Annotated in this window: 10 protein-coding genes and 2 pseudogenes; 7 read left to right on the top strand and 5 right to left on the bottom strand. The window is 67.3% G+C overall.

The genetic code is table 11. The features are described from left to right. The first annotated feature begins 801 nt into the window (after positions 1 to 801). The 4 genes from IG94_RS0137370 (at position 802) to IG94_RS0137355 (ending at position 3,204) form a co-directional block, all read left to right on the top strand. Positions 802 to 1,173 (top strand): DUF6233 domain-containing protein, encoded by a 372-nt coding sequence (locus IG94_RS0137370; protein ID WP_224326684.1) that lies wholly within the window; start codon positions 802 to 804, stop codon positions 1,171 to 1,173. Between the two features lie 469 nt (positions 1,174 to 1,642). Next, positions 1,643 to 2,143 (top strand): RNA polymerase sigma factor, encoded by a 501-nt coding sequence (locus tag IG94_RS0137365; RefSeq protein ID WP_031048329.1) that lies wholly within the window; start codon positions 1,643 to 1,645, stop codon positions 2,141 to 2,143. Positions 2,144 to 2,235: 92 nt separating this feature from the next. Beyond that, on the top strand, positions 2,236 to 2,556 hold the full coding sequence (locus tag IG94_RS0137360; RefSeq protein ID WP_031048326.1) for a hypothetical protein: 321 nt from the start codon (positions 2,236 to 2,238) through the stop codon (positions 2,554 to 2,556). A 165-nt stretch (positions 2,557 to 2,721) separates the two neighbouring features. Beyond that, positions 2,722 to 3,204 carry a hypothetical protein gene (locus IG94_RS0137355; protein ID WP_031048323.1) on the top strand — a complete coding sequence of 161 codons (483 nt, stop codon included), beginning with the start codon at positions 2,722 to 2,724 and terminating at the stop codon, positions 3,202 to 3,204. 1,093 nt (positions 3,205 to 4,297) lie between these two features. On the opposite strand, the gene IG94_RS0137350 is transcribed toward IG94_RS0137355, so the two are convergent. The 4 genes and pseudogenes from IG94_RS0137350 to IG94_RS42720 form a co-directional block, all read right to left on the bottom strand. Then, on the bottom strand, positions 4,298 to 4,558 hold the full coding sequence (locus IG94_RS0137350; protein ID WP_031048320.1) for a hypothetical protein: 261 nt from the start codon (positions 4,556 to 4,558) through the stop codon (positions 4,298 to 4,300). Positions 4,559 to 5,856: 1,298 nt separating this feature from the next. Further along, positions 5,857 to 7,050 (bottom strand): hypothetical protein, encoded by a 1,194-nt coding sequence (locus IG94_RS0137340; protein ID WP_157852408.1) that lies wholly within the window; start codon positions 7,048 to 7,050, stop codon positions 5,857 to 5,859. A 500-nt stretch (positions 7,051 to 7,550) separates the two neighbouring features. Beyond that, positions 7,551 to 8,926 (bottom strand): annotated as a pseudogene (locus IG94_RS39280) (IS1380 family transposase). A 325-nt stretch (positions 8,927 to 9,251) separates the two neighbouring features. Continuing rightward, positions 9,252 to 9,419: a hypothetical protein gene (locus IG94_RS42720; protein ID WP_157852406.1), complete on the bottom strand. Its 168-nt coding sequence runs from the start codon at positions 9,417 to 9,419 to the stop codon at positions 9,252 to 9,254. Between the two features lie 202 nt (positions 9,420 to 9,621). Here IG94_RS42720 and IG94_RS42715 point away from each other — a divergent pair, with 202 nt between their 5' ends. The 3 genes and pseudogenes from IG94_RS42715 to IG94_RS0137320 all read left to right on the top strand — a co-directional run bounded on the left by IG94_RS42715 (position 9,622) and on the right by IG94_RS0137320 (position 11,764). After that, a complete protein-coding gene (locus IG94_RS42715; RefSeq protein WP_157852404.1) occupies positions 9,622 to 10,521 on the top strand; it encodes a hypothetical protein in 900 nt (299 codons plus the stop codon). Positions 10,522 to 10,572: 51 nt separating this feature from the next. After that, positions 10,573 to 10,716, top strand: a pseudogene (locus tag IG94_RS42310) (IS110 family transposase); the annotation flags it as partial. A 379-nt stretch (positions 10,717 to 11,095) separates the two neighbouring features. After that, a complete protein-coding gene (locus IG94_RS0137320; RefSeq protein WP_031048312.1) occupies positions 11,096 to 11,764 on the top strand; it encodes an HNH endonuclease family protein in 669 nt (222 codons plus the stop codon). A 16-nt stretch (positions 11,765 to 11,780) separates the two neighbouring features. On the opposite strand, the gene IG94_RS0137315 is transcribed toward IG94_RS0137320, so the two are convergent. Then, positions 11,781 to 12,114, bottom strand: a 334-nt coding sequence (locus tag IG94_RS0137315; protein ID WP_248783113.1) for a DUF6207 family protein, incomplete at its 5' end; no start/stop codon positions are given.

Raw genomic sequence — 12,114 nt, 5'->3', positions numbered from 1 at the left:
CGCGAACTGCAGACACTCCTCGCGATCTGGACCGGCGCCTGCCCCACCTGTCACCGCGACATCCCAGACCTCACACCGACATGACCAAGCACTACTAGGGGCTCGGACAGTCAGTAGAAGAGGGCCTGCTTCTTGACTACCTCAGCCCCGTTGTGACCTCGCTGCGCTGCATCCAGTGACGCCGACAACCACAGACGGGGGGTCTTTCCCGAGACGGCTGACGCACTCTGTCCCCTCGCGCCGACTCTCGGTTCCGCCTAGGAGTCGATCTCCCTGGGGAGCAACGCACTAGATCTGTTGCACAACGTATGTTCCGCTCTGATTCTTGCGCAACGGTTGCACAGTGACTCACGGCGACGACCGTAAGAGATCAGCCATAGGCGACAACTGGCCAAAAGATCCCTACGGCTGATGTTGAAGGCCCACCAAACGCCCCCTGCTCGACCACTCCGACCAGGCAGTCCGGGTGTCAACCACACCACCCGGCGGAACGCTGGGCCAGGGGCGAACTATGGCGCAAGCAAGTGCCGAAAAACGGTGTACGCCACAAGCAAGATGGCTCACAGATACCCCCGACAGACCGAAGCAGTCGACCCCCACGAGCACCCCGTAGAGGACGCACTCTTGGCTGCGTGTCCTGCCTGTAGGAAGAAAAGCAGGGCGATGACCTGGTCTTTCATCGGTACCAGAGGTAGTACATCCGACGGACCCAAGCAAGCGAGCAGGTGGTCCTACAAGGCCCCATCGACACGGAAATACCGCACGAACCAAATACTGCCTCCTCCCCAGTAGGACGACGGCGTGGAGGCGGCGGAACACCGGGTGTGGGTCCGGGCGTCCGAGCACGTGCGGCCGGTCGACGACGTCGACTACGACCAGGTCCCCACCGCGCCTCTTCCGCCCGCGCCACCGACGTCGGTGGTCCGCGAGGTCCTCGGGGAGCGCCGGCCTTCGGGCTGGGTCCTGGCGAAGGTCCGCGAGGGGCGGGGCCCGGTCCGCGGCGTGCTGAACGCACCGGACTGCGAAGAGGCACCGCAGGGCGCGCCGCTGCTCGATGTGGAGCACGCGTTGAACGTCGCGGAGAACCTGGGGACTCAGCTGTGCACGCTGTGCGGGTGCACTCAGGGATTGACGCCGATGCTGATCGGGTTCGACCACATCACCGACTCCTGACCTGCCGTGGTCGGCCCTGTGGTCAGGTGTGTCGCCGGAGCAGTAGAAGCGGCAGCTCATACCCGGACCGGGCGTGGGGGGGGCGCCGGGCGCGGGTCATACAGAGCGTGGTTGCCGGGCCACCTGGCCCTGTCGGCGAACTGGGGCTCACCGTGGTCGACGTCCTTCTCCTGCCCACCGTGGAGGCCCAATCGTGGGGCATCTGACGGTTGCGTGACCTGCGGTTTCACATTTTGCGTCCGAGGCACGACGTCGTGGTGTCAGGGCAGCAGCCGCCGGTCGGCCGGTGATGCCACAACGGCGTGGCAGTCACAGAAGATTCATGGAGAAGACGAACGTGACCGAGTCAGTAGCAAGTTCGGGGCGACCGCGCAAGCGGAAGCAAACGATCCGCAATCTGGTCCAGGATCGCTTCCAGGCACGGGGTACGACCGAGGAGGAAGCGAAGGAGAGGGCCAGGGAGGAGATCATGAATCTCCTCATCAAGCACAGGTCGCACTGGCTCGCGCTCACCCAGCACTTCGTGCGGGGCCACCAGGCCGAGGACTTCCTTCACACGGGGGTCGAGCACATCATCGCGAACCTCCCCGAGGACCCCCGCACCATCAAGAACCCTCGCGGGTGGATCGCCACCGTTCTCACCCGGCGTGCCCTGGACGAGTTGCGCCGCATGGACGCGGAGGCGCGGGCGCTGGAGAAGCACGGCGTGATGCCGGAGGCGTGGACCGATCCGGACGTCGCCGAGGCGGCGGAGGGCTACCTCCAGGTCCGCGACGTCCTCTACGACGTCCTGCCTGACCGGCAGCATCACGTCTACGTGCTGTACCACGTCGGCAAGTACTCAGGTGCCGACATCGCCGAGATGCTCGGCATCAAGGCCACCTCCGTGCGCAAGGACCTCTCGAAGGCGCAGGCCGTCCTCAACACCGCCGAGGTACGCGAGCGTCTGCGCGACCGGCTGCGCGGCTGAGGCCGGCGATAGCCCTTCGCGGGTCAATGGATAGGCGTGAAGCGGTCCGACCCCGTCCACGTCTCCCGTTCGCCCGAGTGGGGTCATCGCCGATGCCCCAGCCCAAAGAGATCAGCAACAAGGACGAGAACAAGAGCAAGAGCAAGACCATGAACAAGAGCAAGAACATCTTCGAGCTGAGCGAGCAGAAGGAGCCCTTCGTGTACGACCGCATCATCTTGTACATCTCGATTGTCATGACCGCCGTGTTGGCACCCGTCCGGCGTGTCCTTAGCCGAATCGAGGCAGCCCGTACCCCCGTCGCGGTCTGGGACGACCCGACACTGCGCGCCCAAGCGTCGGAAGGGCGATCCGCACGCCGCTCCCTGCGGTCACCTCGAACCTTGCGCGCCTCCGAGCCGAAGAGGGCGTAGTAGCACGCGATCCACGACCTCGCCTTCGTACCGCCAAAGGTGGGAGGGACTCCAGTTAAGTTCACCGTAGAAGACCACTGACCCAGGGCCGGGACCTGCGACTTCACAAGTCGGGTCCCGGTCTTCGTCGTGCTGGGTGTAGGAACCCCAACCACAGGAGCCGTCATGGTGACCGCCTCTCCCGCCCACCGCATCGAGTCCTTCGAGCGCGACTTCGATGCGCGCCTCACTGCGCTGACCGCAGTCCTCGACGCCAAGGAGAACGACACCGCCGTCAAGGAGGCCGTCGCATCGCTCCTCACCGCCATGAACGTCGACCTTGGCGCGGACCTGGACGTGAACGGCGCCTTCACGGCGCTGCTGACCAAGGTGGAGGCCGATCGAGCCGCCAGTGAGGCCGGACTGCGAGCCGTCCGGGGCCGGATGCGTCAAGTCGCCCGTGCGCGGCGGCGTCACCACCGTCGTCAGCAGCGCATGGCGCTACTCCAGACCCTGCCGCGCGTCGGCTTATACTGCTTCCTCCTCATCGGCACCGTCGTCTTCGGCATCGCCATCACGCTGATCGCGATGGGCAGCCTCGCCTCGGCCCTCCCGCTGTTTCCCGCCGCCGGGGCCGCCTGGGCCCTCGCCCGCGCCCTGCGCCGGTAAACGTCCCAGGCAGGCACTTCGAACTTGGAGACATGAGACCTTCCTGCGAACGGGGTAGGACTGGAGGACTCGGAGTCCGGTCCTGTGCAGCGGTGCTGAAGCGCTGACTGCAGGCCGGGCGCCCAGCATGCAGCCTCCGCAGATAAACACTCAACGTAATCAGCAGGTGACGGGAAAAAGAGCTGGGCTCTCAGTACCGGTCCAGTCCTATACACCAGACGTAGGACACCTGTCCGGAGCGTCGAAAACTGGGCGACAAGGGGGGAAAATTCGAGCTCTTCCGCCCCGGTTGCTGCATATGCACGTCATGATGAGAGCGAGGCACCGCACCAGGGCCTCACCTTCCTGGACTGGAAGGCGTCGCGCGGTCTCCTTTGTGCTGATCAAAGAAGGAAGCGGGCCGCGCCCCGTCCGGCCCGCGCGGGCCGGACGGGAACCTTCTCGGCCGCCGTTACCCCGACCAAGTCACCGCTGTCCTTCAGCCGTAGTCGTATCGTCCCAGCATGCGCGGCAGCGGCCGATGTGCCCGCCTCCGTTCCGGTCCGCAGGCATATCGCTGGGAGCCGACGGCGCGACCGCGCTTCGGCCACGCACACGTGCACCGTCGCGGTCTCGCCACCGCCCGACAGCCGTGAAGGGACGGAACAGGGCCGACTCTGTCAGAAACTGACTCAAGCAGCCGTTCGGTGACGGCGCGCACGGTGCGGAGGGCTTCGATGTCGGTCTGTCTGGTGATGCGGGCGGGCAGTCGGAGCAGGGCTCATCCGGTCCGGGCTGCGGTTGCGACGGCCTTGTCGGCGGGAGTGCCCATGCCGGTGACGAGAAGCTGAGGGTTCTGTCGGTGTCGCTGCTTCCGGCTGAAAAAAAAGGGGGGCGGTGGGGTAGGAGACGTCGCTGATCAGGGAGACGGCTGCAGGTGGCAGCCGCCAGGAAATGGTCGTAGCGGTTACCGGCCGGTTCGGTTCCAGGCGCCGTACGGCAGGTGCAAAAGTTCCTGCTGGGAAGACGGGAGGAACCGGTACGGGAAGGCGGCCCACGGGAGGAACGGCTTGAAGCCCGGCCGCGCCAGCAGCCGCCCCCGAGCACACCCGCGTCAGCGGCCGGGGAGGAAGTGCTCCCGGACAAGGGTGAGCCGGTCGATCCAGTCGTCCAGTTCTTCCTCATCGCGTGTCGTCACACGGCATGCGTGGGTCGTGCCATCGGCGAGGTGGACGGTGACAGTCAGGCCCAGGCCTCGACCGGTTTCCTCGTAGGTCACAGCGCGGACGGTGTGCCAGATCAGATGAGTGGTGTGGCCGTTGTTGCCCAGCGAGATGTCTTCAGTGTCCGCCACGATGGCGTTCTTGCGGTCCATGGCAAGAAGCTGGGGGGGCTTCGGGGTTCGCGTCGGTCGTGGGTGGCAGGTTCGGAGGCGGGGGCGGGTAGGCCGGCATCGGTGGCGGTGACGCAGAAGTGACCTGAGTGGGCTCATAGGCCGGCGGTGGCTCGTGCTCCCTGGAGATGAGTAGGTCCAGCAGCTGGTCGATGGTGAGCCTGTGTTGGGGCGTCTTCTCCATACAGGCGACGACGACACCGCGCAGTGCGGGTGGCAGGGTGGTCAGGTTGGGCTCGTGGTGGACCGAGCGGTACATCATGACCGCCGGGGTGCCTTCCCCGAAGGCGTTGCCGCCGCTGGCGGCGACGAGGACCGCGCCGAGCGCGAAGACGTCTGCGGCCGGTGTGACCGGCAGTCCTTCCGCCTGTTCCGGGGCGAGGAACCCAGGGATGCCGACGGCAATGACCACGGTCAGGGCCTGCCACAGGTACTCCAGTTCCCATGCGGTGACCGCGGCCGGGTCGTAGCAGCGTCCTGGTCGTCGGCGTATGCCTCACGCTGCCACGCCCACCACACCGACGCCGCGCTGTCCCAGCACCACAGCACTGGCGCTCTCTCCAGGACACCGCAGCTGCTGCCGCGTTTCATCATGGTGCCGGGCAGTGGTTGGTCGGAACGTGACTGCGAACTTTTCCCCGCGCGGATGGAAATGGGGACGGTGGTCAGTCCCGCGTGCCATGCTGAAGGCGCGCGAGCCGTCACGGCAAGCCTTGCCCCCGCGCGGAGCACCACGCCCCAGCGTCTGCCGGGATCGGTCCGAGGCCAGGACTGGCCCCGGATGAAGCTCCCGGAGACGCTCATGTCCACCGCCCCGTCCGCGCATCCCCCGTCGCGGGCGGGGCGGTCTCGTGCGTCCAGCAGCCCGGAGGCAGCGTCCTCCAGTCGGGCCAGGCGTTCGTAGAGTGATGTCCGCTTGCTCGGGGCGCCCTGAGCAGACCGAGCGCGCTCAGCACCGCGATGCACAAGGTCGTCCAGATGATGAACGCATCGCCGTACAGCGCCACGTCGGCAGCCCGGGCCCGTGTCCCGTGCGAGAGACGGCCACCATCGCCGCGACCGGCAGTGACGGGTGGGCACGTGTGCGCAGTGCGGCCGGGGCGGCGCCGAGACTCATGGCGCGGCGCCTCCACAGTGTCGGGTGCCCGAATGGACGCTCCTGGGGACCGGAACGGTTCAGGCCTCGATCATGGGCGCTCACACCGCCTCGCCCGGCTCGCCGAGCGCATCTCGCCGTGAACGAGACCTGTCCCCGTCCACACCCTCTCCGGACAGAACAGTTAGACGTTGGCTTGGCAGGCGGCCTGGGCCAGTTTGGTGCGGAGAGTCCTGCTCTGCTCCGCGGGCTTGAGCGCGGTGCTCCGCGGAAGGCCCTTCGGGGTGATGTCGTAGCGAGCTAGGTCACCCTTGGAGGTCTCGTCGGGCAGATTGTTCCCGATGCAGGGGATCGCCATGAGGACGATGTGCGCCGGCCCTTCGTGACCGGGCAGCAGACGGGCACGCAGGGCCTCGCTGTAGACCCAGGTGATCGTTTTGCGATTACCGCTCTTCGGCGAGACACGGCCCGGATTCTGTGGAGCAGTCAGAGACTCATCGTACAGGGGGAAGACCATCCCCTTTTCGCGGAATCCCTCACCGGGCGGCAGGTACACAGAGAAGCCGATGTTGACGGCGTGGTCCGAGGTGGCGGTCAGTTCGGCGCTCGGCTCTTCGACCCCCGGGTAACGCTTCCGCGTGAACTTTCCCAGTTCAGCGCGCCCAGCCGGGAATTGAGAGCCGCACACCTCATCACTCGCTAATGCCAGACCCTCATAATTGGTCGCCGGAACGACGAATGCGTCGGCGATGAACTGGTTTCCGGATTTCTCGTCGGAGAGCAGGCCGGCCACGTCCTGCCGCCAGCCGGGCGGCTGCTTGATCATGCGCAGCCAGCGGCCGGTCACCCACTCCTGATGCTCGGTGGAGCCGGTGTCATCGCGGATCGGATCGCCGAGGCAGTAGTCGGCGAAACCTACCGAGCAGTCGGTCGGGAAACGACCATTGGCGGGAAAGGCACGGCCGGGTCCGCTTCGACTGTTGTTGCCCAGCTTCCCTGACGTCAGACCGACGTACGGGGCCCCATGGGTACGGGCGTTGGGGCACGCCGCCTTGGGCAGACCGGGTCTGTCGACGGGGGAGAAGAGACTCACCACGGAGACGATCAGCACCAGCAGGCCGAGTGCGCCGGTGACGATGTTCCATCGCTCGGGAGCGGCCACACCTTCTGGTCTCGGCGCACTGCCGGTGGGCCGGTGCGCCAGACCGAAAGCGAGCGCGAGAACCGCGACGGAAGCGATCATGCCGTCAACCCTGAGGACCTGCATACGGCCGTAAAGAACACCTTGATCGACGAGGAAACCCCGGGCGATCAGTGAGGCGAGCGCTAAACAGGTCAGCACCCCGACCGCCCACCAACTGCGCAATACTCGGTCCATGGCCCACCCCCGGGTCAAGGCTCACGCTCAGCGCGAGCAAGGGGTAGAGGCTAGCAGCGAAAACCCTTCCCATGCACCGAACGTTTGGAGGGAATTGCAATTACAGTGCATGCCGCCCGGATTGACGAATCCGGGCTACCTCAGTTGGGCCTCGTGTAAATCCGGAAACGGCACGGCGAGCAGAGTACCGGCCTGGCTCGTCCCCGCAAGTGATTACAGGGGTACTGTTACAGACCCGTGCAGCCGGCCGGTGCCCAGGCGACTGGCTCCCCGCACGCAGCGTCGAACGGCGGGAACAGGCGTGCTACTACCGTTCCCTCTCGTCAGGCAGGCGGGCTGGCCTCGATCTTTCGTGACGCTCCGCCGACGGAGTCGGTGGGCCGTTCTGCTTTGTGCGGCTGGTGGTGGGCAAGCTGGGAGCGTTTGTCATCTCGGATGGACGCCGGGTTCCACTGCTCTGGTCTGTGCTGGCTTGCTCGTAGTAGCGGGGAGGTTGCTGGTCAACCGGGGTTCGGCAGGAGTGCAAGCCGTTCGAAGGCGCCTGTGCCTCACCGCTCCAGGGCCAGTGGCGGGCGAGGCGGAGGATGTGGCGCCGGCCGGTGGTGACGAACTGGGCGGCTGAGGAGGACAGGCGGAACCGTAGACGGCGGGGCCCCAGATACGGCCCTGGCCGGTCAGGGCGAGCATGGGCATCCAGGCCACCAGGTCAAGCGCGATCCGGCTCCAGTCAGGCCCAGTTCTGCGCGGTGTGGTGCAGGGGCAGGTTACGCAGGCCGGTGGACCGGGCAGCCCGGATCCAGTCCTCGGCGCGGGCCCTCAGCCGGTGCCGGAGCTCGAGCTCGAGCTCGACGATGGGACGATCCGGGGTGTTGGTCGCGAAGCACGTGATCCGCATGCCGTCCGCGTCGGTGATCCCCAACTGGGCCCCGGGATGAGGGCGTTCCCTGCGGACGATCAGCCGCATCCCCTTCGGCCAGCCGGCCAGCAGGCTGCCGGTGAGCTCGGCGCCTCCAGGCCCCCTTACGGACCGTGCCGCTGGCCTCAACGGCCGGTGCCCAAGCCGAGGCTGGGACCTTCAGCACATGCCGGTGATGATCTCAGTGATCACCATGCCGACCGAGTGGGACAGCCATCGGCCTCGCTTTGTAAGCCAGGACACGAAGTCGTGAGTACCGCCGGCGGAGTCCGTGCGGATCAGTGTCTGCCGCCCCACCGGTACTTCTTCGGCAGCTGTGCCAGGGCGGGCTGGGCGGTGGTGATGCGGTCGGCGGCCGTGTTGGAGCCCGCGTTGCCCGGCCGGAGAGAGCAGCGACGGGCTCGCCCGGCCCCGCCCTGCCCGTGGTTGACGAAGGCCGTCAGCGGGTAACGGCCGTAGGTCTTCTTCCAGGTCGCGGCCGCATCCTGCTTGTCGGAGTGCGCGATCGCGAGGACGCCGTCGAGGTCGACGGTGACCTGGCCTCGGCGTCCAGGGCGCTTTTGCCGACCGTCGAACAGACCCGGCTGCGGACTTCGGACCGCGGACCGGACGGCCTGCACGGCTTTCCCGCCCGAGACGGCAAGGGTCTCGGTCAGTCGGGAGACAGTCGGACCAGAGGCGACCGGGCCCAAGACGGCCGGCTCGCACCGCAGCATGGCGACGTCCGCGAGGCAGTCCCCGCCCAGTGCGACCGCCAGAGCGACGTCCAGAGGATCTTGCCGGGGCCCGGGCCATGGATGGCCCGCGGCTTCCGCCACAACGCCAGAGCAGCGGATATCGCCTGGTAAAGAGCCGTCTTGCGGACCGTCTCCAGCAGCAGGACCGCTCCGGCCTGCGAGACCGCCTGCGGCCGTCTCCCTGGACGCGGACACGTGGGTACGACGAGATAGGCTCTCTCACCCGGAGAGTGCGCCTTTTCTTGCAGCCAGTCGATGCGGTTGATGCGGCGGTGCAGTTCGCGGTCCGTGAGCCGACCAGGGCGTCGTGGACGGTCACGATGTCGCGCAGCAGGAATCAAGGGATCACGTTCGGTTGAGGTACGGCTTCTGAGGCCGGCCCCTGCCAATGCAGCCTGGCCGAAGGCGAATGGGAGAGCAGCCCACCGCCACCAGGGCCACCGGAACACGGCGAGCAGACCGGGGCGGGCCGTTGTCAGCGTCGAGGACCTCTACAGCAACTGACATTGCGCTCCGTCCGAGGGCAGGAACTCCCGCCTCCGTGAGAATCACGGTGCCTCCTCGTCGTTGACGGGGGCGAGGAGGAGACGCAGAACTTCGCGGGCATCGGCGCGGCGGGCGGGATCGCGGGCGAAAAGAGCAATGGAGGTGGCCAGCAGCTTGCTGGCTGCGGCCAAGGCTACGGCTGCGCCGATACAGATGAGTGCCGTCGTCATCAAGGAGAGGCTCCTGGGTCGGGCGGTACGGTGCCGCGTGGGTGTGGGGTTACGCAGACCAGTCAGCCACGATCGGCGTTCGGCCAGGGGGACAGCGAATGACAGCGAACATGCTGGTGGGGAGCTCGACCCAGCGACGGTCTTCGCCCTGTGGTTACAGCAGTTGCACCGCGAGGCGGGAAAGCCCAGCTATGCACAGCTCGTGCGGCGCAGCCGGCGCCGCTACCCGCAGGCCACGGTGCGCGAAGGCACCATTTCGGAGATGCTCAACGGCAAGCGTCTGCCACGCTGGGAGACGGTCGAGCCGGTCGCGTGGGCACTTGGCGGTCCGGCTGTGGTTGAAGCCTGCCGGCTGCGCTGGATCGAGGCGGATGCCGCCCGTGCCCTCGCCGCCCAGGCCGCCGCGCACCGTCCGGAAGCAGGCCGGGCCGCGCTCCCGCCTGGCAAAGACCCCGATACGGGTCCGGCCGAAACCACCCGCGACACACCTGGGGCGTCCGGCACCGCCGATGCGCCCGGGTCGTCCAACACCGGTGGCGGGCCCGGGCGGGCCCGCCGCCGGTGGCCGGCGGTTATCGGCATCACCGCCGTGGCCTCGGTGGCCGCCGCGGTCCTGGTGCACTTCACCGTGCTGTCCAGCGGGCACAGTCGACGCCCGGACACCACAAGGACAGCCACCACCACCCCGGCCCCTTCACGTGCGTCCGGACAGGAGGCCGCCGGTACTTCGCCCACGCCGTCCTCCTCCCCCACTGCGCTGACACCGGGGACCGCACTGCTGACCGTTCACACCTCCCACCCGACCAGCACTCGCGATGGCCTGGTCACCATCAGCGTGCTGTCGGTGAACGGCAACAACATCCCCGGTGCCGTGTACTCCGTCATCACCCCATGGACCAGCTGCCGAGTACAGGGAGGAGACGTCGGCCAGTCCGTGGTTATCAAAGGCGGCCCCTTGGCCAGCTGGATCCGTCTGGTCATCACCGACTTCCCGCCCTCCAGCCACACCGACGCCACCCGAGCGGACTTCGACATTCCCATCAACTTCCAGATCACCCGCGGGCAGGGTGATGCCCCCCACGCCACACACGCATGTCGGTGAGACGGGGGACACCACGGCGACAGCTGATGCAGGTGAGGCGGTGCTGCAGGTTACATAGTGGACCAGATCGGCGCCCTCCCGCTGGCCGTTGCCCGCGACGCGGGCTGTCAGGTCGCCTACCTGCCCGGGCTCGCGATGCGCCGGATCACCGGTCTCTCCACGGGCGAGGCCAAGAACGACGCCAGGGATGCCGCACCCAGCTTCGAAGGCCTGGCCCGTCCGGTCGGAGGCGAGGCGGGTTCCGGGACCGGGTCAGGCCGGGATTTTTGTTGGCTGTGGAGCGGTGTGCGTCGCCTTCGAACGCCCATCGTTCGGCGCCGGCGTCGTGACGTTGCTGCACCTTTTGATGCCACGACACTGCTTGGAAGCGCGCGGCGACCAGTGGGGCGGCCACTGGGCACTCCACCGGCCGCGGACCGCGGGCAACATCAGTCGGCGATGAGGCCGTTCCGGCGCTGGTCTGACTTACCACACCCCGGAGTGAAGGCAAGCCGAATGTGCCGCCCGGGCCGGTGTCCTTCCACTACGAAGATCACGACTCGTCTTCGTCGGATCTCCTCGGAAGGACAGACTCGTGCGACTCGTCGCCACCGCTGCGGCCACCGCCGCCGCCGTCGCCGCCCTCATCACTCCCGCCCATGCCGACGGCCCGCTCGGCGCCAAGGGCGCCACCCTCACGCTGCCGCTTACCAAAGCCCTCACCACGCTGCCCGTCGCAGAGGAGCACCGCGACGGCTACAAGCGCAGCGCATTCAAGCACTGGGTGGACGCCGACAAGGACGGCTGCAATACCCGCGCGGAGGTGTTGAAGGAGGAAGCGGTCGTCGCGCCGGAGCAAGCGGCGGGCTGCAAGCTGTCCGGCGGCACGTGGTACAGCGCGTACAGCAACACCTACGTCGACTCCCCCAGTGCCCTTGACCTCGACCATCTCGTGCCATTGGCGGAGGGGTGGGACTCCGGTGCCTCCTCGTGGACCGCGCAGGAGCGCGAGGCCTACGCCAACGACCTCGGGGACAGTCGCTCTCTGATCGCGGTCACCGCTGCCACCAACCGGTCCAAGGCCGACAAGGACCCGGCCGAATGGCTACCCCCCTACGAGCCGTACCACTGCCAGTACCTCGCCGACTGGATTGCCACCAAGCTCCGCTGGCAGCTGGCCGTCGACCAGGCCGAACTTAACACCCTGACGCAGGCCACCGACCCCTGCCCCGACCAGCCCATCAAGGTCACCCTCGCCCGGTAACCATACCCGTCCGGTGTCAGGGCCCGCCCGCCCCGGCGGGCCCGGCCAGGGGCTGGCGCAGGTCGAGATAGCAGCGCAGCCGCACACCCGCCTGGCCTGCATCACGGGTGGTGCGCTCCACGCCTGTCGTCGCCCACCGCGCCGCCAGGGCCGTGTGAAAAGCGAGCGCCGTCTCGTCATCCGCAGCGGCGACATCGACCACCACCAGACCCGGCTCGGACACATGCACATCAGTGATCGCTTCCATGCCCGGGACTGTAAATCGTTCGGTGTAACTCCCGATCATGGAGGATGCATCGATGACCAGTGAGAACGTAGCTGAGCCCGGAGCTGTTGAGCTTTCGAAGACT

Origin of the sequence: Streptomyces olivaceus (assembly GCF_000721235.1) — a bacterium.
GTDB lineage: Bacteria > Actinomycetota > Actinomycetes > Streptomycetales > Streptomycetaceae > Streptomyces > Streptomyces olivaceus.
This window is presented reverse-complemented; position numbering and strand designations above follow the sequence as displayed.

Bases quoted from the DNA above. Each gene is read 5' to 3' on its own strand.
- IG94_RS0137365 (WP_031048329.1), top strand. From the start codon at position 1,643: ATGAATCTCCTCATCAAGCACAGGTCGCACTGGCTCGCGCTCACCCAG.
- IG94_RS0137360 (WP_031048326.1), top strand. From the start codon at position 2,236: ATGCCCCAGCCCAAAGAGATCAGCAACAAGGACGAGAACAAGAGCAAG.
- IG94_RS0137355 (WP_031048323.1), top strand. From the start codon at position 2,722: ATGGTGACCGCCTCTCCCGCCCACCGCATCGAGTCCTTCGAGCGCGAC.
- IG94_RS0137350 (WP_031048320.1), bottom strand. From the start codon at position 4,558: ATGGACCGCAAGAACGCCATCGTGGCGGACACTGAAGACATCTCGCTG.
- IG94_RS0137340 (WP_157852408.1), bottom strand. From the start codon at position 7,050: ATGGACCGAGTATTGCGCAGTTGGTGGGCGGTCGGGGTGCTGACCTGT.
- IG94_RS42720 (WP_157852406.1), bottom strand. From the start codon at position 9,419: ATGACGACGGCACTCATCTGTATCGGCGCAGCCGTAGCCTTGGCCGCA.